Source organism: Candidatus Clostridium helianthi (assembly GCF_045310795.1).
Classification (GTDB): Bacteria; Bacillota; Clostridia; order Clostridiales; family Clostridiaceae; genus Clostridium; species Clostridium helianthi.
Genome location: NZ_JBJIAB010000031.1, coordinates 32,640 through 55,654 on the forward strand (window position 1 = coordinate 32,640; position 23,015 = coordinate 55,654).

The 23,015-nt window shown below is 28.0% G+C and carries 24 protein-coding genes; 8 read left to right on the forward strand and 16 right to left on the reverse strand.

The annotated features are described in order from the left end of the window. The first annotated feature begins 289 nt into the window (after positions 1-289). Entirely contained in the window at positions 290-1,183 is an 894-nt protein-coding gene (locus tag ACJDTP_RS19665) for an AraC family transcriptional regulator (RefSeq protein ID WP_041899086.1), read from the forward strand. Between the two features lie 123 nt (positions 1,184-1,306). Continuing rightward, positions 1,307-1,960, forward strand: coding sequence for a transmembrane-type terpene cyclase (locus tag ACJDTP_RS19670; RefSeq protein ID WP_406762200.1), 654 nt, complete (start codon positions 1,307-1,309; stop codon positions 1,958-1,960). A 203-nt stretch (positions 1,961-2,163) separates the two neighbouring features. Here the strand turns inward: ACJDTP_RS19670 and ACJDTP_RS19675 are convergent, their stop codons facing one another. The 3 genes from ACJDTP_RS19675 to ACJDTP_RS19685 form a co-directional block, all read right to left on the reverse strand. Next, complete coding sequence (locus tag ACJDTP_RS19675) at positions 2,164-4,197, reverse strand: M13 family metallopeptidase (protein ID WP_406762201.1); 2,034 nt, start codon at positions 4,195-4,197, stop codon at positions 2,164-2,166. Between the two features lie 359 nt (positions 4,198-4,556). Continuing rightward, complete coding sequence (locus ACJDTP_RS19680; RefSeq protein ID WP_077308835.1) at positions 4,557-5,849, reverse strand: hemolysin family protein; 1,293 nt, start codon at positions 5,847-5,849, stop codon at positions 4,557-4,559. Between the two features lie 247 nt (positions 5,850-6,096). Further along, entirely contained in the window at positions 6,097-6,255 is a 159-nt protein-coding gene (locus ACJDTP_RS19685; protein WP_077838692.1) for an aspartyl-phosphate phosphatase Spo0E family protein, read from the reverse strand. A 135-nt stretch (positions 6,256-6,390) separates the two neighbouring features. On the opposite strand from ACJDTP_RS19685, the gene ACJDTP_RS19690 reads away from it, so the two are divergent. After that, on the forward strand, positions 6,391-6,606 hold the full coding sequence (locus tag ACJDTP_RS19690; protein ID WP_077844031.1) for a helix-turn-helix domain-containing protein: 216 nt from the start codon (positions 6,391-6,393) through the stop codon (positions 6,604-6,606). A 133-nt stretch (positions 6,607-6,739) separates the two neighbouring features. Continuing rightward, positions 6,740-7,786, forward strand: coding sequence for a substrate-binding domain-containing protein (locus ACJDTP_RS19695; RefSeq protein WP_406762202.1), 1,047 nt, complete (start codon positions 6,740-6,742; stop codon positions 7,784-7,786). Positions 7,787-7,868: 82 nt separating this feature from the next. Here the strand turns inward: ACJDTP_RS19695 and ACJDTP_RS19700 are convergent, their stop codons facing one another. Next, positions 7,869-8,330: a hypothetical protein gene (locus tag ACJDTP_RS19700; protein ID WP_077844033.1), complete on the reverse strand. Its 462-nt coding sequence runs from the start codon at positions 8,328-8,330 to the stop codon at positions 7,869-7,871. Between the two features lie 462 nt (positions 8,331-8,792). On the opposite strand from ACJDTP_RS19700, the gene ACJDTP_RS19705 reads away from it, so the two are divergent. Continuing rightward, positions 8,793-9,119 carry a hypothetical protein gene (locus ACJDTP_RS19705; RefSeq protein ID WP_077844034.1) on the forward strand — a complete coding sequence of 109 codons (327 nt, stop codon included), beginning with the start codon at positions 8,793-8,795 and terminating at the stop codon, positions 9,117-9,119. A gap of 28 nt (positions 9,120-9,147) precedes the next feature. On the opposite strand, the gene lepB is transcribed toward ACJDTP_RS19705, so the two are convergent. The 10 genes from lepB to ACJDTP_RS19755 form a co-directional block, all read right to left on the reverse strand. Continuing rightward, positions 9,148-9,690, reverse strand: coding sequence for a signal peptidase I (lepB, locus tag ACJDTP_RS19710; RefSeq protein WP_171772394.1), 543 nt, complete (start codon positions 9,688-9,690; stop codon positions 9,148-9,150). A 282-nt stretch (positions 9,691-9,972) separates the two neighbouring features. After that, positions 9,973-10,788, reverse strand: coding sequence for an alpha/beta fold hydrolase (locus ACJDTP_RS19715; RefSeq protein WP_406762203.1), 816 nt, complete (start codon positions 10,786-10,788; stop codon positions 9,973-9,975). 151 nt (positions 10,789-10,939) lie between these two features. After that, positions 10,940-12,649, reverse strand: a complete 1,710-nt coding sequence (locus tag ACJDTP_RS19720; protein WP_406762204.1) for a bifunctional diguanylate cyclase/phosphohydrolase — start codon at positions 12,647-12,649, stop codon at positions 10,940-10,942. Between the two features lie 58 nt (positions 12,650-12,707). Then, on the reverse strand, positions 12,708-12,833 hold the full coding sequence (locus tag ACJDTP_RS19725) for a cyclic lactone autoinducer peptide (RefSeq protein WP_035790417.1): 126 nt from the start codon (positions 12,831-12,833) through the stop codon (positions 12,708-12,710). A 43-nt stretch (positions 12,834-12,876) separates the two neighbouring features. Further along, positions 12,877-13,500 carry an accessory gene regulator ArgB-like protein gene (locus tag ACJDTP_RS19730; protein ID WP_406762205.1) on the reverse strand — a complete coding sequence of 208 codons (624 nt, stop codon included), beginning with the start codon at positions 13,498-13,500 and terminating at the stop codon, positions 12,877-12,879. Between the two features lie 2 nt (positions 13,501-13,502). After that, positions 13,503-13,952, reverse strand: a complete 450-nt coding sequence (locus tag ACJDTP_RS19735) for a hypothetical protein (protein ID WP_406762206.1) — start codon at positions 13,950-13,952, stop codon at positions 13,503-13,505. Further along, entirely contained in the window at positions 13,930-14,496 is a 567-nt protein-coding gene (locus ACJDTP_RS19740; protein ID WP_406762207.1) for a DUF5317 family protein, read from the reverse strand. Before ACJDTP_RS19740 ends, ACJDTP_RS19735 begins: the two co-directional genes overlap by 23 nt. A 236-nt stretch (positions 14,497-14,732) precedes the next feature. Continuing rightward, positions 14,733-15,593 (reverse strand): putative RNA methyltransferase, encoded by an 861-nt coding sequence (locus ACJDTP_RS19745; protein WP_406762208.1) that lies wholly within the window; start codon positions 15,591-15,593, stop codon positions 14,733-14,735. Positions 15,594-15,645: 52 nt separating this feature from the next. Further along, positions 15,646-16,431 (reverse strand): YdcF family protein, encoded by a 786-nt coding sequence (locus ACJDTP_RS19750; protein ID WP_406762209.1) that lies wholly within the window; start codon positions 16,429-16,431, stop codon positions 15,646-15,648. A gap of 459 nt (positions 16,432-16,890) precedes the next feature. Then, complete coding sequence (locus ACJDTP_RS19755) at positions 16,891-18,471, reverse strand: [Fe-Fe] hydrogenase large subunit C-terminal domain-containing protein (protein WP_241395680.1); 1,581 nt, start codon at positions 18,469-18,471, stop codon at positions 16,891-16,893. Between the two features lie 241 nt (positions 18,472-18,712). On the opposite strand from ACJDTP_RS19755, the gene ACJDTP_RS19760 reads away from it, so the two are divergent. From ACJDTP_RS19760 to ACJDTP_RS19770, 3 genes are all read left to right on the forward strand, one after another. Continuing rightward, on the forward strand, positions 18,713-19,096 hold the full coding sequence (locus ACJDTP_RS19760) for a helix-turn-helix transcriptional regulator (protein ID WP_077868433.1): 384 nt from the start codon (positions 18,713-18,715) through the stop codon (positions 19,094-19,096). Between the two features lie 35 nt (positions 19,097-19,131). Further along, positions 19,132-19,710, forward strand: coding sequence for an ATP-dependent Clp endopeptidase proteolytic subunit ClpP (clpP, locus tag ACJDTP_RS19765; protein WP_171772398.1), 579 nt, complete (start codon positions 19,132-19,134; stop codon positions 19,708-19,710). 140 nt (positions 19,711-19,850) lie between these two features. Then, the gene (locus tag ACJDTP_RS19770; protein ID WP_171772399.1) at positions 19,851-20,618 is read left to right on the forward strand and encodes a 3'-5' exonuclease; all 768 of its coding nucleotides are present in this window, start codon (positions 19,851-19,853) and stop codon (positions 20,616-20,618) included. Positions 20,619-20,710: 92 nt separating this feature from the next. Here ACJDTP_RS19770 and ACJDTP_RS19775 read toward each other — a convergent pair whose 3' ends face one another. Together ACJDTP_RS19775 and ACJDTP_RS19780 are read right to left on the reverse strand one after the other, a co-directional pair. Further along, positions 20,711-21,406, reverse strand: coding sequence for a response regulator (locus tag ACJDTP_RS19775; RefSeq protein WP_171772400.1), 696 nt, complete (start codon positions 21,404-21,406; stop codon positions 20,711-20,713). Positions 21,407-21,410: 4 nt separating this feature from the next. Then, a complete protein-coding gene (locus ACJDTP_RS19780; protein ID WP_171772401.1) occupies positions 21,411-22,985 on the reverse strand; it encodes an ATP-binding protein in 1,575 nt (524 codons plus the stop codon). Between the last annotated feature and the right edge of the window lie 30 nt (positions 22,986-23,015).

Here is a 23,015-nt window from a genome sequence, read left to right on the forward strand (position 1 = left end):
TTCTGTAACCAATACAGCATAATTCTTTCTAATTTACAAAGTATTTACTTTATAACTTTTAATCGATATAATAAATCTAAACAATTTAATATCGTCTTTCAATATGATTTTATATGTAAATTGTTAATTAAAATGAACAGATATTGCTTTTTTAATGTCCGATATATTTCCAAAATGAATAAATTAATATATTTAATTTTGTTCAGCATCAAATATATTATATAAAATTATTACCTCATTATCTTTCGTTTATCTCAATAACTATTTTTTTAGAAAAGGTGTTTAAAATATGAAAGACTTAAAAGAAACTATTATTGAAACTGTAGATTATATTGAAAATAACCTCTATAATAAGATTTCTTTGGCTGATATCTCACTACATACAGGGATATCAAAATATTATCTACACAGAATCTTTAAATCTTTAACCGGCGAATCTATTATGGAATATGTTCAAGGTCGAAAATTAACATCTAGCCTTAATGAATTAATTAATACAACTATGCGAATTATTGATATTGCTCTTGAGTACGGTTTTGATTATGAACAATCCTATATTAGAGCATTTAAAAAATGTTTTGGACATACACCTCTTAAAATCAGATCTGATAAAATTTCTTTGAGTTTAATACTTAAAGAAAAAATTAATTGTAATGATATCTTATCCATAGGTAATTCTATTACATATAATCCTCAATTTGTCTTTAAACAAAAATTCAATTTGATTGGGATAAAGCATAAGATATTAAGTAAATCTGGTGATAAAAGCGCAAATTCATATGGCCGAGATTTCTTCTATAATCATAAGCATAAAATTAATAATTTGATAAACCCACACGAATACTTTGGTTTTACAGATTGGGGTAGTGATGATTTCATATATTACATTCCAAGTGTCCAAGTTTCTGATATAAATACTATACCTGAAGGAATGATTAGTATTTCTATACCGGCTCATAAATATGTAGTGTTTCGTTTTGTTGGTTTCTTTCGCCCTGACGATCTTAATGGAAGACATTTAGGCCGTTTATTAGTTCAGTTATATAGAAAATGGATTTTTAAATCTGGCTATAAATTTGCTGCCACCTTCAGGTTTGAATATATAGACAATTCAAGATCCAAAGATAATTACTGTGAACTATACGTATATCAGCCAATAGAAGATCTAAAAAGAGAAAACTAGACTCGTATTTACTAATTTAAATTAATAAATACGAGTCTAGTTTTCTTAGCTTCTGAATATCATATATTAACAATATAATTAACTTTTATAATTATAATTGAAAAATTATAAGGGAGCAATTTTATGGTATTATTTTTGTTATTAGTTTGTGGATTTTGTTGGTCGATTGTTTATGTAAAATTAATTCATTTAGGTTTTAGATATAAATCTTGCGGAATTCCATTTATTGCGTTAGCTCTTAATTTTACTTGGGAAAGTGTCAATTCTTATTTTGATTTAAAAGGTAATATATTAAATATTACAACTTATATCACTTTAATTTGGCTATGCTTAGACATTTTAGTCGTCTTAACTTACCTATTATATGGGAAGCGCTATTTCCCAAAACATACAAATAAAGAATACTTCTGGCCATGGACTTTGATTATATTTATAATGTCTTTTGTTATCCAATATTTCTTTATCATAGAATTTGGTGATTTAGCTAAATTCTATTCCGCTTTTATTCAAAACCTCATAATGTCTATATCATTCATAATAATGCTTGTCGGTAGACCCGATATAAAGGGGCAAAGTTTAACTATAGCTATTAATAAATGTATTGGTACCTTAGCAGCTACAATCTCATCTAGCATTATTTTGCATAGCGGATTAATCATTACTTTAGGAATTTTCTGTTTTATATTTGATACTGCATATATATACTTTTTAAGTCATATAAAACGATTGCATTCTGATTTTCTTAAATCATCTGCAAAAATAATTTCTAAATCATAATTCAATAAAAGATAAAGGCACCATTAGCGGTGTCTTTATCTTTCATTAAATATATGTTAAATTAGTAATACTAAAATGTAAAACCTCAATTACAATATGCATAATTTTATTAGCAATTTATTGCTGTAATATAAAACGATTCTAATATATAAATTTATGCACCTTGTTCCTTTAACCTCTTTCACAAAATAAATTCTAATCTACTACCAAATTTTCATTCTATCTTCTGGTTTAACATACATCTTATCATTCTCTTTAATTCCATATGTTTTATAGAATTCATCAAATTGTGCTAATACTATATTGTCTCTAACTTTATTTGGTGAATGCACATCATATTGAAGCTTATAATCCTCATATTCTTTTGTGCCAATTTCACGCCACATAGTAGCATTACTTTCAAAGAAGGCCTTGTAATCTGGGTCAGGCATTTTCTTTAAAATATCTAAAGCACAAGCCACTCCACCGATATCAGCTATATTTTCTCCCACAGTAAGATCTCCATTTACATTTTTACCATCATCTACTTTGACAGTATTGTAAAATTGTCTAACTTTATTAGTCTTTTCTTCAAACTTTTTATAATCGTCTGTACTCCACCAATTATTTAAATTTCCATCTGCATCAAATTTCGCTCCAGTATTATCAAATGCATGACTTATTTCATGACCTATAATTGTTCCTATTGCACCTAAGTTTTTTTCCTTACTAGAATTTACATCATAAAACTCACCTTGTAATATTCCAGCTGGAACTGTTATGGTATTGGCTGATGGATTGTAAAAGGCATTAATTGTTTGTGGTGTGCATGCAAATCTTGATTTATCAACAGGTTGATTTAGCTTGCTTATAGACTTTTCATAAGCGAACTTACCTAAGTTCTGAATATTTTCCCAAAGAGATCCACCATTTTCATATGATCTTATTTCTAACTTTGAATAATCTCCCCATTTATCTGGATATCCAATTTGTACATTGAGTTTGTCTAATTTTTCAATGGCTCTTTCCTTAGTAGCACCACTCATCCAATCAAGATTATTTATTCTCTTTTTATAAGTTTCTATCATTTCATTAGTCATATCTTTAACATTTTCTTTAACTTTATCTGAAAAATATTTTTTAATATAAATTTTACCAAAAGGCTCACCTAATGCTAAATTAACCATCCCAATAGCTTTTTCATCTCTAGAAATATCTCCTTGTGATCCTAAAAGTGCGTTTGTAAAATCATTTGCAGCCTTTTCAAAATTTTCTCCCAAATACTGTGACGCTCTAGTTATATTTATAACTTCAATATAATCTTTTATCATTTGCAAGTTTTCTTGTTTGTATACATCATTTAAGGCCTGAAACCATTTTGGTTGTGTCAAAATTATTTTATTTGCATTATCTACTTTAAAATTTTTCATAATTGTCTTTATTCTTAGGTTTGGTGCCAAAGAATCAAGCTGATCTAGAGTATACACATTATATTCTTCATCTATAGCATTATTATTTTTTGATGTTTCTTCTTTCCCCTTTATTGATGATGCTATTGTACTTTCAAATTTAAACAAGTTGTCCACTTTACTTTTAGCTTGTTCTTTTGTATACCCGCTTAATATTAAAACAGTATTATAATAATTTTCTGCCAAGCTTTTAATTCTTGCACTATTTTCTGTTGGCTTTACATATTCATCTGAATTTCCTAAACTAAGAGCTGTTGGTTCTATATAAAGAGCATTTTTAGTTGCATCTTTTAAATCTACAGAACAAGAAAATCCTATTAAAGGACTTTCAACTTTTGATTCAGGTGTCAACGCCGAAAGATCATCTATTGTTTTAATATTTCTCAATTCTTCCAACATTTCTTTTATCGGTTCAATTCCTTGCTTATTCCTTGCATCAATATTTAAAGTATTTTTGTATAAATTAATTATCTTCTTTTCATCACTATTCTCTGCGTAGTTTTTTTCATTAGCTAACAAATCATTTATTATTTGCTTTTTTTGTTCTGTTAACACCTTGTTAGTTTCCATAAATGTTGAATTAGATGTTTTACCAATATCAATTTTAGCTGTATTTAACCATTCTCTATTCACTGCTGAATAAAAATCATCTTGAATTCTTAATGAACTAGGCACGATTGCGCTATTTATATCAGCTGATTCTGCTGCTTTTGCATAAGTTCCCTGACACAGTAAAAATGAAAATATTAATGTACTTGCTACGACTCCTTTTATTTTTAATTTCCCCATCTAAAATCCCTCTTCTCTCATTTTGATAATTTTGCCAATTCACAATAATTATACATCTTATTTATGTTTTTACAATTCTAAAAAGCTTAATTTAACCTTAAATAAATTTATAGCTTTAATTCTTGAGAACAAGATGAAAGGCAGCTCTGTTTATTAATATTTCTGCACTTCTGCCTTATGGAACGCATGTGAGAAAAGTTTGGCAAGCGAATAAGATTTCTTTTTTATTCTTTTTAAAATACCAAAACTATTCAACTGACCTTTTTAAGCTATCCACAGATTTTAATGGAATATAAATTCCTAAGGAATAAAAAAACAGCACTCAGATATATGGAAATATCTAAAAGCACTGTTTTAAATTATTCACTTAAATTTTTGATTAATACTTGATTTATTCTTTTTCTATCGCATTTTAAAATTATAAATTCATACTTGTCATAATTTATCTTTTCTTTAGGTTTTGGATATGACTTCAATTGAGAGTAAATCCATCCACCAATAGTATCAATATTTTCAGCTTCAATATTAGTATCTAAGAGTTCGTTGATATCTCCGATTAAAACTTTACCATCAACTACATAGCTACCATTATCAGTCTCTCTTATTTCCTCTTCTCCGTCATCATCAAATTCATCTTGAATTTCACCAACAATTTCTTCTAAAATATCTTCGGTAGTCACAAGCCCTGCTGTACCACCAAACTCATCTATAATTATTGCCATTTGAGCTTTTTCCTTTTTAAAAGTTTTAAACAATTCACTAATTGATAATGATTCAGGAACAAATTTAATTTCTCTAATAATTCCTTCTATGTTATCACTGCCTTCAAATTTAAGTTTATATAAGTCCTTAATATGTATGAATCCAATTACATTATCTTTACTATCTCTACATACAGGATATCTAGTCAGTTGTTCTTCTAAAGCATAATTTATAATTTCATCAAAAGTATCTTCAATAAAAATACATGCCATATCAGTACGCGGTATCATAATATCTCTTACTGTTTTTTCTGAAAAGTCAAATATGTTATCTACAAAAGTTAACTCTGTTTGATCTATTAATCCATGTTTATAGCTATCTTCGACTAAAAGCTTTATTTCCTCATCCGTATGAGCTGCTTCTTGTTCATCAATTTGTGAAATTCCAAATATCTTTAAAACCAAATTAGTACTATGGTTAAAAGTCCACATTATCGGATAAGTCAATCTATAAAAAGCTATAAGCGGCAAAGCTGTATACATTGCTATATTTTCCGTGTTTATAATTGCCAATGATTTAGGCGCCAATTCGCCAAGTACAATATGAAGACCAGTTATAATTGAAAATCCTAAAACCACTGAAATTGAATGCAATGTTATTTCAGGCAAATTAAATAGATTTATTAAAGGTCTTAACATCTCTGCAAATGCAGGCTCTCCAACCCAACCAAGTCCTAATGATGCTAACGTTATTCCTAATTGACATGCAGATAAATATGAGTTCAAATCTTTAACAACTTTTAATGTATGCTTTGCATTTCTGTTCCCTTCCATTGCCAATGTTTCTATCCTTGACTTTCTTACCTTTACCATTGCAAATTCTGTTGCTACAAAAAAACCATTCATAAATACAAGCAAAATTACAATAATAACATTTAATATTATAATCATATATTGATAGTTTCCCTCCCAAGTTATTGTATGTATACTACTATATAATACTATTTTAAATACTAATTAACATTATAACATATATTGTTTAATAAGTTAGAGTATAAACAATTAATAATTCATTTTATTTTATATTCTCCATTCTCCAATTAATTAAACCCTACTATTTTTCTTACTAAAACAAAATCTGTATACACCTATGAGGAATGACTTTTTATCAAGTGTGTCCATTTAAGTTCATTTTTATCTACTCCTTATCTATACTTTCAACATCTGTTTTCATAGCTTCAACTATATAGATATCCAACTTCTGACTCAACTTTAAAATTTTATTATAGTCCAGCCTTTCACTAATTATTTTATTTAATTCATCCCTTAATTCTTCAATTTCTTTCTTTTTATCCATACCCTACCTCCAATAAAATACTTTTTAGCTATATATTGTATTTAATACCATTAGTAATTACATTATATAACAAATATTGTTTACTACCAGGAAACTTTCGACTTTTTTCGAAAGCTATATAATGAGGTGATAAGTATGTTAAAGAGAAAAAGAAGGGAATTAAATTTAACTCAGTCGAAATTGGCAAAAAAATTAGGAATTAGCAAAAGTTATTTATCTAAGTTAGAAAAACATCCTTCCACTTGCAATCCTAATATTAATTTTATTTTAAAATTATCAAAAGAATTAAACCTAGATCCTACAGAAATTTTTTTATATTTTATAGAAAATAAAGATCATCTTATTAAATAAAAATTATATACCATTATCACATGCAATTCTTACATATCCTATCTAATAAATTACATTAACAAAATAGAGTATATTTTTTTTACTAAAAGACAACCTAAAACTATTAATTATATTAAGAACCTGGAGGCTTCAAATGAAGGTATTAAAAAAAATAATAATTTTCACTACTATATTAACATTATTTATCGTCGCATCATTAAATATAGTAAAAAATAATATATATGCAAACGCACAAATTAAATCAGAAAAAACAAAAAGAATAGTAGTACTTCTCTCTTCTTTTAATGACGCATATATCTCTTTGATTAAAGATAGCTTAGAAAGTATTCAAAAGGAAAACGCTAACAATGTAGAATTTATATTTCTTGATGGGAAGAACAATACAGATATACAAAATGAACTTATAGATTCAACACTTTCAACAGATTTTGACCTTTTATTAGCAAACTTAGTTAATTTAGATGCAAATAATATAGATTCATTTATTAACAAGGTAAAATCCAAAAATATTCCTGTAATTCTATTTAATATAGTTCCATTTGTAACAACTTCAATAAAATCTTATCCTAAGGCTCTTGTAATAGCAACATCAGCTGAACAATCTGGAATTTTACAAGGAAATTTAATTGTTAATACATGGAACACTAATAAAGCAGCTATGGATAAAAATAAAGATAATATTCTTCAATATATTATGCTAACAGATAAAAACAATAACACACTAACTACCGCAAGAACAAGGTATTCTATATCAACAATTAATGACGCCGGAATAAAAACGGAGAAACTTTCCAGAATATCTTCAGAGGGAACTAAAGAAGCCGCTCAAATGATTATGGAATCAACGTTTCTAAAGTATGGTGATAAAATTGAAGCTATAATTGCAAATAATGATACTTTAGCTATAGGAGCTATTAACGCCTTGCAAAAATATGGTTATAATATAGGTAACAAATCAATACCAGTTGTTGGAGCTGATGCAATACCAGAGGCTAGAGAATTAATTAAAAAAGGTTCTATGCTCGGTACTGTTATCCAAGATCCATCTGCGATGGCAGAAGCTCTTTATACAGTTGGAATGAATTTAATTTATAATAGGCCACCTCTTAGTAATACAAACTATAAGTTCAACGAAACCGGCTTTGTAGTAGAAATGCCTTACAGCGAATATAAAGAATGAGTGAATTTAAAATTATTAATACACTCATTCATATGATATTAAGAGTAGCCAAATGGCTACTCTTAATTAAGTTACAAATTTATTATTTTTCATCTTTATTAGCAGCTGTTTCTGCTTCATTTAAATTCGAATTACTACTTGAAGTAAGTAGTGATTCAAATTTCCTTAATTCACTTTTTAGTTTCTCATTTTCTTCTTGTAACTTAGAATTAATATCATTCAATTCCTTAATTACTTTTGCATTACCAAATGTAAAATCTTTGCCTAGATTTAAATTCTCAAGTATATTTTGTTTTAATTCCTCAATGTCCTCTTTTTTTAATTCTGGAAACTTAGATATTAACGTATTATCAAACTTGTCTATTTTTAATTTCAACACATTTTCAATCGTACTTGAAATTCCAAAATCCTCATCAATCATATCCCAAATTTCTCGTGCTTTTGAAATGTAATCTGGATGCTTTGTTAATTCCTCCTTCAATCCAGATTTATTAAATCTGCTAGTAAGAATTTTCTCCATTGGCTTTAAAATTGCTTTTAACATTATATACTTCCTTCAATATTATTTTATAACACATATTATGAAATACCGACCTTAAAATCCACTTTTCTTATGACAATATAATATAAATAATTTTTAGTGAATGTTAAATTAAAATTTCTTACAAACTATACCATGACATTAGTATTATTAATAATGCACAAAAAAGATGCGGCCTAACTTAGCCGCATCTATATTTATAAGAGATTATGAGATTATTAAGGTTTTATATAATTTGAGACATACTCTTTTGTACACTTATATATTAACATAATCCGACAAAATATTCTATTGTTTTTATTATATTTTTATAAATTTAATATTTAAGTATAATAGATGACGATTTTGCAGAATATATTTAATGCATTAATCTCTATTCCTCTAATTAACTTAATTAAAGACGCAGCCAGTATTTTATTGGCTGCGTTTAAAAAATTATAACTGCATTAAAGCGAGGTATAAATAATGAAAATAAAAAACTTCTTAGTAACTCTCTTAATATTTTTTATCTTTACTATAAGCAATGCTAATGCAACGATTCCAATAGCAAACACTTACAAGCAAGGTATATATAAAATTTCCGAAAGCAGCAAAGAAAATTATACTGCAAAACTTATAACTCCTAATAACATTACAAGTTTAATTATTATAGATCCTGATGGAGATATAAAATTTTTTAAGAGATTCGATACAATCAATGAAACGATTAACTTAGGTCCTATGGTTAAAGGTGATATAGTATCAATAATCGGTACTGGAGAAATAGCCGCTAATTTTATAACCATAAGTTAAAACCACTCTCTCGAGTGGTTTTCTTACATTATTTTAACATTCCAAAATCTTTAAAAGGATAAAATATAAACTGAGCCTTTCCTTCTATTTTAGAGCTATCTATATAATGATCTTTCCAATACCTTGCATCTAATGATACAGGTCTATTATCTCCTAAGAAAAAATACTTTCCTTGTGGTACTTCAAATGATCCATTATAATCATCCTTATTTTTTACATAGTCTTCTTCCAACTTTTCTCCATTTACAAATACTATCCCATTTTTTATATCTATCTTATCTCCTGGCAAACCTATTAATCTCTTTACTAAAGTTTCTTTAAGTTCATCTGAATAAAATACAATTACGTTTCCTCTTTTTAGATTATCAAAGTTATGTATTCTTGTTACTAAAATTTTATCATTTAAATTTATAGTTGGAATCATTGATCCTGTTGGCACATATACATTAAAAAATACAAACTGTCTTAGTAAAAACGCTATTACTAAAGCACAAAATATTGGTACTATCCAATCTTTAATAAAATTACTTTTCTTCTTATCTTTTTCTTCTATTTTAGTACTTTCTTCCAAAGCATATCATCCTTCCTAGATTATAATTAATATTTCTGCTTTTACTATATATACAAATTAATTTAGTAACCATTTATTTAACTTACCAATAAAATAAGAATTAGTCAAGTTTACTTATGTTATATTAATCATCTTAAAAGAAAATATAAGGTACTATTCTAAACAATATATATTCTTTAGAATTTGTAACCTTATAAAAAAGTATAATTTCTATATCACATTACCATCTTTAACTTAAAATCAAAATTTCACTTAATGACATTCACTTACTTTTCATGAATATTACTGTTCAATGAATTTTGTTAACTCTTCATTAAATTTTTCTTTTTCATCGTAGAATAATCCATGTCCACTATCAGCAAATGGTATAATTCTAGAATTCTTAATGATTTGCTTTTGAGCTTCAGCCAAAGCAAATAAACAAACTTGATCATGAACACCATGAAGAATCAATGTCGGAACATTAATTTTTTCAAGATCAGAAAACAAACTTTCTTCACCTAACCAAGTATTAGCAACTTCTGCTGTAGCCCAACCTGCTGCCTGCAATCCAAGCTGAAAGAACCAATTTAAAAAACTCTCTGTAATATGCTTATAGAAAAAAATATCTCCAAAATCTTTAAGCATTTTAGGTCGATCATTATATGTTCCTTTAATTATATCAATAACAGCTTGTTTCTGTAACCCATGAGGAAAATAAGATCTTTGAATAAGACTTGGTGCTGCCGCTGCACAAAGAACCAACTTAGAAACTTTGTCATTATCATATCTTGACATATATCTAATAGCAATTGCTCCACCTGTAGAATGACCCAGTAATGTAAAGCTTTTTAAATTAAGTACTTCCACAACTCTTCTAACATCATCCGCTAATCTATCGTAGTCATACCCCCTATATGGTTTATCTGATTCACCAAAGCCTCTTTGGTCTATCCCAATACACCTGTATCCCATTTTAGGAAGGATATTAAACTGGTATTCAAATAATTTATGACTTCCTGGCCAACCATGTAAAAATACAATTGTATTTCTTCCTTCTTCATTAAGATCTTCTACATAAACTTTAACATCTGGTTCTACTTTAATATAGTAACCCATGCAAATTGCCTCCATTAATAAACTTTCTTTCTAAAAACAGCTTATTCTTTTACAACAAATAGGTGAATTACTACTATTAAGTTTCTAAAACTAATATTAACATGCAATTTGATTAAAATAGATATTTATGATTTATTTATACGTGTATTTATCATATATCGCTTACGCCTTCTATAAAAGCCTCTCCCTCATTCTTTCTCACTATTTCAATGAAAGCCGCCGAAATTTCAGGATCAAATTGTGTCCCGCTGCATTTTTCAAGTTCCTCTGCTGCTTCCTCATAAGTTTTTCTAGTATTATATGGTCTATTTGATGTCATCGCATCAAAGCTATCCACAACTGTCAGAATTCTTGCTAAGTAAGGTATTTCCTTGCCCTTTAATTTATTAGGATATCCGTTTCCGTCATACCTTTCATGATGACTTATAATTAAAGGTATGATATCTTTAAGTGATTCTACAGACTTTATTATTTCAACTCCATTAGCAGGATGTTGCTTTAATAATTCCCATTCTTCATCTGTTAGTCTCATTTTTTTCATTAACACTTCTTTATTAATGTTAATCTTGCCAATATCATGCATGTAGGCACCATAAATTAAAATTTCTTTTTCTCTTTTGCTTAATTTGAGTTTATCAGCAATCATTCTACTATACACTACAACTCTTTCTACATGACCATAAGTATATCTATCTTTAGCATTAATAACACTAATCAAGGTTTTTATCGAAGTGACAAGTTCAATATCTTTTTCATCTATATTTTTTTTGATTTCATCTAGAATTGAGGTATACGCCTCAACCCTATTCTTATTGAAAAATTTTGCTCTATATAACGCATCATCTGCACTTTTTATTAATTCTATATCATTTCTCGCTTTATTTGGATACACTGATACACCCATGGAAACTGTAACTTTCCCTTTAGGCTGACTTTCTTCCCCCTCAAAATGTGTACACTCTATTTTTTTTCTTAAATTTTCTGCCATCTGCATTGCTTCTTCCTCATTTGTATCGGGCAGTATTATCGCAAATTCTTCGCCCCCATATCTTGCTGCAATATCTTCTTTCCCTACATTACCTCTAATAATTTCACCAATTTTTCTAAGGACGTAATCACCTTTTTGATGGCCATGAGTATCGTTATATTGCTTAAAATAGTCTATATCTATAAAAATCATGGATACAGGTTTGCTATTCCTATCTCCATTCTTAACTTTCTCTGCTAACGAGTCACATAAATATCTATGGTTATAAAGTTCAGTAAGTCCATCAATATTTATTAACTCTTCTAACTTTTTAATGTGTTCTGCTTCTATCTTTACATAGAATCCCAAAGGCCATGCAGTTAAAATAAATACTCCTGCCAGGATCAAATCATTTTCAAAATATGTATTTACTATTATATTAGGTTCCATAAATATATCCATAGCTAAAATAATTAGAGATGAAATACAAGAAACCACAATACCTTGTTTCATTCCATATTGAATTGTTGTTGTTATTATTATAAATAAGTATAAAAATTTATACTGACTTTCATTTACTCCACATATAAATATAATTATCGAAAACACTATTATAAATACTGCTATTTCGATTTTATTGATAATGTCTACATATCTTTTATTAAATCTATTTCTAGTCGAAAAAATCCATATTAAATAAATCAAAACAGATACCATTAACGGTATAAATAAACATATCAACGTATAATATACTTCTGGAACCCATATTATCCTACTATCACTTTTAATAAAATTTTCACATAAAATTATCCCTATAAGCAAAAGTACAGCTAATTTCACTACAGATACTATATCATTTATTTGTTTTTGTTTATTATTTTTTGCTCTTCTCATATCATATACCTCATAATAAGTCACAATAAGACCAATATATATTGGTCTTATTGTGAAATTACTCTTCTCTTAAGCACTTTGGTTCCTGTGGCTGATAGTGACCATACCAACATGCTGAAGTTGCCATTATTGAAGCAATAATTGTTGCTAATGTTGCTATACTCATTAAAATTCTATTTTTCATTAATCTCACCTCCTTACAATCTAACAAAATAAAGGCTCCAGATTTATCCTAATTTCCCCAATATTAAATGTCCACTTTTAGTTAAAGAGAAAACTTGCCATAATATCCCCATATATATACATAATGAATAAGTCAATAATCTGAAGTTTTCTAAATACATATAACATGAAATATTACTTATTATAATAATCAAATATATACTTAGTATCTTGATAGAGACTTTTTTAAACTTATTTCTTCTTTCGATACTTTTGATAGGTTTTGCCACGCTATCTACAGGTGCCAACTTATATACAATATAATATGACCAGATAAATATAATACCTCCACTTAATATGACAGTGCTAAGAGTAACATCATTTATATACTTACATATTAATGCCATACCAACACTTGAGGCTGTACCTATAATCGCACATCGTTCAGGAGATTTTGAATGAACTCCACCAGAACTTTTTCTTAATATACTTATAGTAAATGATACTATGAGCGCTTCAATAGTCACATTAAAAATTAATCCAAATGCTATAACTAAGACTATACAGATTCCCATTTGAATAAATGCAAATATTCCATAATTTATTACAGACTTTTTATCATCATCAAAATTTAATTCTTTGGCAATATAGTTAGAAATTTTTTCACATGTATTTTCAATTTTAAGCATCTCTAAACATTCCTTCTTTTTAAATAATAAATCAAAGTTATAGTGGCAAAACATATTAATGAGGGCAATCCATATACTGTTCTTAATATTACATTTGACATTATTTTTTCAAATTCGTCCTTAAAAGTAATATTTAATACTAATATATTTACGCCTTCAATAATAAATAAAACTATAGTTATTATTAATGATGATTTTATAGCTGAGATAACATCTGCTTTATTTATACTCCACATAATAATAATCATTACAAATATATCAAGTATGGTTGGCACTCCATAATTTATAGGCAGAAGTCGTATTCCATATTCACATACTGCTAATAATAAACTCGAAATTATATATCTTTTTGCATTAAGTTTTACATTAGATAACGCTATCATTGCTAATATTAATACAAATGCTTCTGGAACTAACCTAAATATAAATTCAAATACTGTTAATCTCAACATTTTCTTTTCTCCCTTGATTATTAATTTTCTTTAAAGCACTATAAATTACTATAAACACAAATGCTCTTATAAATATATCACCTACGCTAAGAATAGTGTATCCTAAGTCTATAAAGTCAGTTAATATCTTTAATTTAGTTTGTGTATCTCCTAATATATGAATGTCATTCATTCCTTGAAAATTCTCTAATGAACGTCCTGTAAGGCGCGATAATGATTGGTAAACTGGCATAAATCCGCAATTAGCTTTTATTGCAATATCGTTCAATGCGCCGCCTAAAATCATAAAAAACGATCCAATTATCGAACTTATGTATAATTCATATTTTAATATTAAAAACAAATATGTAATTAAATAAATAGGCGTTAATCTCCCCATGGTTTTTATAAGCACATAATTGCCCGAAAAAGCAGCAACTTGTCCAACAAACGTGAATATTTCAAATATAATTAGGGGATAAATAGCCCATGATTTAAATAATGGACATATTTTGTATCCTCTAATTTTTGCTAAAAAAAATGTAAGTAGTACTGTTTCTGGCATGTTTCCTCCGTGATCAAATTTACTTATAATTCACAATAATATGCATCATAAGAAAACAAATAATTATGAATTATAAGTAAATTATTATGCATATTAATATATATTATAATACCTATTTTGTACAGTTTCTATATCTTTACCTACAAAAGGATAAATTTAATAAATTAGTTATAAAAATACTAAAATAAACTCTACCTATATAGGCTTATATCAAATTTGAATTCAGTTCTATTAATTTATATTTTCTTTTTAAATATACCTATTCTCATATCTATAGTTATAGCTAAGGATTCATAATCTTCTAGCTTCTCTTTATTCTCCGGTGTAGATTTCCAATAATGAGGTGTCATCTTTAATAAGCTCAATAATTCTTCTTTATTCAATGTTATATCAAAAGTTACATTAGCTTCTTCTATATAATCATTTTCTTCTGCATTTGCTTTATAAACTTTATCATTTAAATGAACCTCAGAATAAATAATATTCCTAAGTTGTATTAAATGATTAGTTCTAGGTAAAACTCTAACAAATATTCCATCATCCTTTAAAACTCTATTACACTCATCAATATCTATAGGACTAAATACTGAAATAATACAATCCACTGTTTTATCCCCAAGTGGTATGTTAAAATTGTTTCCGACCGCCCAAACACAATCTTTGTTTAGTTTACTTGCATATTTTACAGCTTCTTTAGAAACATCTAAGCCATAATAATTAGCTTGAATATTTTTCTTATTCATATAATCTTTTAGGTTTGTTAAGTAATATCCTTCGCCACATCCTAGATCTACAATATTCAATTTCTTGCTAGTTTTATCTGACATCCCATCAACTATTATTTCATTTATCTTATCAGACAGTGGTTTATAATATCCTCTGGATAAAAAATCTATTCTTGATAAAACCATTTCCTTTGAATCACCAGGATTCTTACTTCTTTTCTGATTGCTTATTAGCAAATTTACATACCCTTCTTTTGCTATATCATATGTATGTTTGTTACTGCATCTGTACATTTTATTTGAAATATCCTTAACTAATTTTTCCTTACAAACTGGGCAAAGCAGCAAGGTCTCATTTAAAATATCATTCATAAACTTACAACTCTCTTTCTATATATTATGTATTATATTTTAATTGCTAAAATCAACATCTACGGTAAAAATCTTCATTATTAATCAATGTTTTTAGACTATTGTATACTTCTTCTATTTCTCTTGGTATATCAACATGGACTATAAATCCCTTTCCATTAGGTCCATACCCATTTTCGTCATCTTTTAATCTTGGGATCTCTCCCATCAAAAGTTCAAAATATCTTTTATAATCCCAAATTCCATTAATTCCAATATTACTTAATTCTAAATTCATATCAATCTTAGGAATAAATGGAGCATAGTTTATTAACTTAACATTATTATATGTATACTTAGAAAATGAAGCAAAAGTTCTAAGCTGCATAGTAGGATCTTGAATCAAAATTAAAGATTCATATTCTATATTTAATTTCCATAATAATTCTATTGTCTTTTTAGCATTATCTCCACAATTCGTAGATTTATTTTCTATAATAATTTTATCTGAGTTAACACCATAAATTTTAGTCATTATATCAAAAAATATATCAGCTTCCGGCCTACCATCTACTTCAATCGAATTAAACTCTGAACTTCTCCTTATTTCATCTCTTAGTATTTGGGTAGAATGTCCAATCCCCCCACTAATTAAGATTTTATCACATATATTATTCTTCCATGCATTCACAGCACACTGTACTGTATAAGGGATAGAATTACCTAATAAGACTAATACATCAACTTTTTTTAATCCAAATTTTTTTCCTAGTTCCTTAGAATTTAACGTGTTGATATCTCTAACTGCTAAAAATTCAGATATCTCATTAATACAATATTGGATTTCTTCACTATTCATTGTTATTTCCTCCTACTAAAAGCATATAATAACAAAATCACTACTGATATGAATTAATAAATTATAACATAAACTATAATATATTTTTTTCACTAACTTTACCTATTTATTTTACCATAATATTATCTTTATGTTATTTATATCATCGTTAGTAAACTCTAATATAATAATCATTAATTGGATAAACACTATAAAAATATAAATATATATTATGAAATTAAATTTTAGCAAAAAACACATTTAAGAATCATTAAGTATTCTATAATAAAAACTTAGTTATAAAGTAAAAAAAAATAAGATAGACTAATCTTTTAAGAATAATCTATCTTATCCGTGGGTATAAATAGGAGAGGGTTTATATCTTTTGTATAACTACATATTAACATATTTCAACAATAAACGCCATATATTTTAATATATTTCCTATTTATTTTTCGACATTTATTCTCCTTTATCCAGCTAATGCCTTCGTCTCTTTTTTGTATTATTATTTCTAAATTCATTAGATCTATCAATATAACTGGTATGAAGCAAAGATTCTGCTTTTATACTATTAGGGTCCCCTATATAGCTCTTATACATATTTTCAAGATTCTCATTTTCGTCTGACACTCTTTTTATTGATTTTTTATCAATATTCCTTAGAATATCTGCTCTCAATATTTTATAATCTTTTCCTAACAACTCATTTGAGGATTTATTATAACATTTTACCTGTACAGCTTTAGCTCTGCAGACGTTATTACATAATTTACAGCCAACACACTCTTCTTCTTTAACCTCTGCCCTTCCTCTAACATTATATTGTATCGCATTGACAGGGCAATTTTGTATACAAGTACCACACGATATACATAGATTTTCATTAATTTGAGACTTTGCACCTATTCTAGGAGTCCCTCCTCCATTTATGCACCCTCCGTTACATGCCACTACTTCAATGAAATAATATTCCTTCCATTTGTTACTGATTAAAAATTTTTCGATTTCCTTTAGACCATTTACCACTGCAACTTTACAATTTTTATTCCCTAAAATAACCGATGCTTCCTCTATTTCCTCATATCCTTCTACTGGTTTTAATATTATATTTTCAGCCTCAGACATATCGTTCTTTAAATAACTCATTACTGTTCTAAAAATTGCTTGCATTGCTCCTTGACTCATACCAAAAAGAGCTGCTGCTCCAGTATATTCCCCCATAAAATCATCTGGTTTTTCGTCTGGTATAGCAGTTATATCTATGCCTTTCTCTTTTAAGAGATTTGCATATTCTTTTACAGTTAGGACAATATCAATATCTTTGTAACCATCTCTCCCCATATCCTCTTTATCAGCCTCATATTTTTTAGCACTACATGGTTGTACAGATACAACAACTATATTGGTAGGCAAAATATTATAAACATCTGCAAAATATGTTTTTATTCCTGCTCCCATCATCTGCTGAGGAGATTTTGCTGTAGATATATTATCCAATATTTCTGGATGATATATTTCAGCGTAACGTATGAAAGAAGGACAGAAAGACGTAAACATAGGAAGTTTTTCTTTATTAGCAATTCTTTTAATGAATTCACTACTTTCCTCTACAACTGTCATATCATTCCCAAATTCAGTATTAAATACTTTTTGAAAACCTAATTTCTTTGCAGATGGAGCTATTTTCCCTCCAACGTAAGTACCTATTGGAAGATTAAATTCTTCTCCTAGTGTTGCTTTGACTGCTGGAGAGGCCGTTAAAATTAAATATTTCCCACTGCTTAAGGCTTCTTTAACTAAATCTACGTCATTTCTTACATCAATCGCTTCTGTTGGGCAGACAAGTGTACATTGTCCACAATATAGACATCCAGAAGCCCCAAATCCTCCACTTTTAGTATCCACGGTTTTCCTTCCCGAATCTACTTCCTTTAATATCGCCATCTTAGTTTCTTGAGCACACGTAAAAGCACATGCAGTACATCCAATACATTTTTTCTTGTTTATTTGTATAATATTATCCTCTTCAATTCTATTGTTTTTCTTTGACTTTCCCATAAATTTCTCCATATTATTCATTTCTATAGTTATAATTACTTTTTATCTTCTTTTATTATTACTATATCTAGTTTATTAATTATTTAAATTTTTCATAACAACTGAAAACTATCATTTAAAAATAAACATAAAATCTTAACTCTGATCGTTGCTTAAATATTTAATGAGCAAAAAAAGACAGGATTTAAATAAAATGTTGCTATATAATATAGAAAAAGATTAAATGAGGTGAGTGCCTTACATGAATTATGATGCTTGTATAAAAAAGTCCATTGAATATATAGAAAATAACCTAAATAAGAAAATACAGCTAAAGGAACTTGCAGACAAAGCCTTTTTATCCAAATACCACTTTCATAGGGTTTTTCATTCAGTTGTTGGAGAACCTGTTGCTGAATATATCCGTAAGAAAAGATTAGAGGAAGCTGCAAATGAACTATTGACTACAGAAAATAAGATTATAGATATAGCGCTAAAATATCAATTTAGTAATCAAGAGTCATTTACCAGGGCTTTTAAAAAGCTTTATGGAATCCCCCCTAAGGAATTTAGGAAAAACAAAATAAATTTAACAACAATACATTCAAGAAAGAATTCTACAACTTACCTTTCTATGGTTGCTTAGAATTCATCAAAAATATTTTTTAAGGAGTGAATCTTATGAGCTATGTACCAATGGTTATTGAACAAACAAGTCGAGGCGAACGTTCCTATGATATCTATTCTAGATTGCTAAAGGAAAGAATAATTATGCTAAGCGATCAAGTCAGCGATTCTACCGCAAGTATAATTACTTCACAATTACTATTTCTTGAATCAGAAAATCCAGATGCTGATATTCACTTTTATATAAATAGCCCCGGTGGTTCTATTACAGCCGGAATGGCAATATATGATACAATGCAATATATAAAGCCTGACGTATCAACAATATGTTTAGGATTAGCTGCAAGTATGGGCTCGTTTTTACTTGCAGCAGGCGCACCTGGAAAACGATGTGCTCTTCCAAATAGTGAGATTCTAATCCATCAGCCATCTGTACATGGAGGTTTTCAAGGTCAAGCTACAGATATTAGGATTCATACTGAATGGCTGCTAAAAACAAAAAATAAACTAAATAAAATATATAGTGAAAAAACCAAAAAGCCAATAGAGGAAATCGAAAGAGACATGGAACGAGATTATTTTATGTCTGCTAAAGAGGCTTTATCTTATGGAATAATAGATAAAATTCTTTGATAAATATAAATTATTATTATAAATATATTAAAAAGATTCAAAAATTTTTGAATCTTTTTTATTATGTTTATATTATTCACATCTTCATTGGCTATAATATAAATAGTATTCTTATTCTTAACCAAAAAGCAGGTGAAAGTATGTATTATGTAATATATGATTTAGAATTTAATCAAAAAAGTAGTGCCTCTGAAAATTCGGATGTTATTAAACTTTCAGAATCTAATAACGATACTAACACACCAATTATTCCTTTTGAAATAATTCAAATTGGCGCTATAAAACTAGATAAAAATTTTCAAGAAGTATCTACATTCAATTCCTTAGTCAAACCAACTCTATATAAAACCATTCATCCATATGTTGAGAATTTAACTAAAATAACCTACGATAAAGTTTCTTCTTGCAAGAATTTTATTAATGTCCATGAAGCCTTTTTGGAGTTCATTGGAAATGATGACATACTACTGTGTGTATGGGGCGTTGGCGATATTAAGGAACTCTATAGAAACTTGGGATTTTATAATCTATCTACTTCATATATTTCAAAATATATTGACATTCAGAAGTATGCTTCAAAATACCTTAAAGCACCTAAAAATTCTAGAATTGGTTTGAGGAATGCTGTTGAAATTTTAAACATACCAATTTATGGTGAATTTCATGATGCACTTAATGATGCTTACTATACTTCTGAAATTTTTAAGCGCATTTATAACAAATACATGAAACCTGAAACTTACGTTCCTTCGCCATCAAAAAGAACTACAGAGCCCAAAGAAGTAGTTGATACTGTAGCTTTATTAAAACAATTTGAAAAAATGTATAATAGAGAACTGACTAAGGATGAAAAATCAATGATCAAAGTTGCATACATGATGGGAAAAACGAAACAATTTCTGAAATAAATGCAGCTAGTAGAAAACTTTTTTAAATTTAATATAGAAAGGATACTCTATTACTAATTTTTAGAGTATCCGTGAATTCATAAACCGTAACATTATAGACCTTTTATTTTATATTTATACAATGGCCTTCCAATCTTTCCATACTCTATGATTTTCTCTAGTTCACCTTGTTTGCTCATATAGTCAAGGTATTTCCTTACAGTAACTTTTGCAATGCCTAACTTTTCTGATAAGTCCTCAGTAGTAAAATACCCTTCTTTAGTATTATTAAGCTCATTAGCAATTGAATTATAAGTATACTTATTCAAACCCTTTTCTAGATTTGGTTTTGTTTCACTACTGTTTGTTTTCTTATTTTTATTACTTAAAATAAACTTATCTAAATCGCTTTGTTCCATGGTCTGGTTATTTTCAAAACTATTTAATCTTTCTCTAAAAATATTTAGAGATTCGTTAAACCTTTCAAATGTAAAGGGTTTTATCAAATAGTCTACAACACCATATCTAAAAGCATCCTTTACTCTTTCTACACTCTTATCAGCAGTAATTAATATAACATCAGATAATATTTCATTTTGCCTTAACCACTTTAGCAAATCTATGCCATTTTCATTAGGAAGAAAAATATCTAATAAAATTAAATCCACCTGCTTCTGCATCAAAAATTCTTTTGCTTCAGAAAGGTTTGCAACCGCTTTTTCCAGTGAAAATCCCTCTATTTTTTTCAAAAACTTAGAATTAATTTGTCTTACCATCGGATCATCTTCAACAATCATAGTTTTAATCATATATTCAACTCCTCCTCATAGGTATAGATATATCCCATTCAGTACCATCATCAACTTTAAATTTAATAGCTCCTTTAGCTTCATCAATGATCTTTTTCACTATATACATTCCAAATCCCCGTTCCCCTTCTTTACTTGTGATTCCAATGTTGTAAATAGAATTTCTGATATTCTCTGGTATCCCACAGCCATTATCCTTCACCATAATTTTCATTTGATCATCTTCCTCAAAGATTTTCATATATATTTCACCAGATCCATCATTTTTAACTGCATCAATAGAATTTTCTATTAGATTTCCTACAACAGATCCTAACTCTTCTGATGTCATATATTGTGGTAATTTAATTACTCTTGAGTTATCATCTATTATCAAATTGATTCTAGCTTCTTCACACTTACTGTATTTAGATAGTATTAACGCTGCTAAAGATACATTTTTTATTTTATCAGATATTATAGTGGTTATATTCTTTTTACTTTCCACTATTACATTAACAAACTTAATTACTTCATCATATTCTTCTAGTTGTATAAGTCCTGAGATTGTGTGAAGTTTATTCATAAATTCATGATTTTGTGCTCTAAGTGACCATGCCATTTTCTTTATACCAGTTAACTCCTCAGCCATTTTTCTAACTTCACTTAAATCTTCAAATGTTACAACTAATCCAAGAATTTGTTTTTTAAATCCTCTTATAATACTGTATTTACACATAACGTTTACTCCAGGGCGTACTTTTATCTCAATATTAGTCATAGATTTCCCGCTGTTTAAAACTTTTAGAGCCATACTTTCGTAAGTAAAATCAGTAATCGGCTTCCCTATATCATTTTCTTCCAAATGTAAAATTTTACTAGCTTGCCCGTTAAATAGCGTTATGCATCCATTATTATCTAAAGCTATTATACCTTCCTTTATATTTTCAATTACAGTTTCTTTTTGCTTTAAAGCCAAGGCTATTTCTTCTGGTTCAAGTCCAAATATTGACTTCTTTATATTATAAGAAAGAGCTATAGCTCCCGATATACCCAATATTAATCCCATTAATATTATAGGAATAAATTTATACATTTTCGTATAGACTTCGTTATCAAATTTATTATACAACATACCAACAGCAACTGCACCTATCTGCTTATTACTATCATCATAAATAGGTGCAAATGCTCTTACAGAAATACCAAGTGTACCGCTTCCTGTTGATATATATTGCTCTCCTGTGCTTAATACCCTATCTTCATCTCCACCAGCAAATCTTTCGCCTATTTTACTTTTATCTGGGTGAGAATATCTTATACCATTCATATCCATAATTACTATAAACTCTACATTTGTCTTTATACGGGCCTTCTCTATCTCACTATTTAACAGATCAATCGGAATTGCCTTATTTCCTTTCAAATATTCTTTAACTTCATAGGTTGATGCAAATGAATCCGCTATATTCAACATATTTTTATCTATTTGATCTCTTAATAACTTTTTCATTTCGATAAAAGAAAGTATTGTTATACTTCCAATTGAAATTACAAGGATAGCTATTACAAGAGATATTATTTTTCCTTTTAGCTTCATTTTATCCCCTCTATCTAATTCTAAATTTTA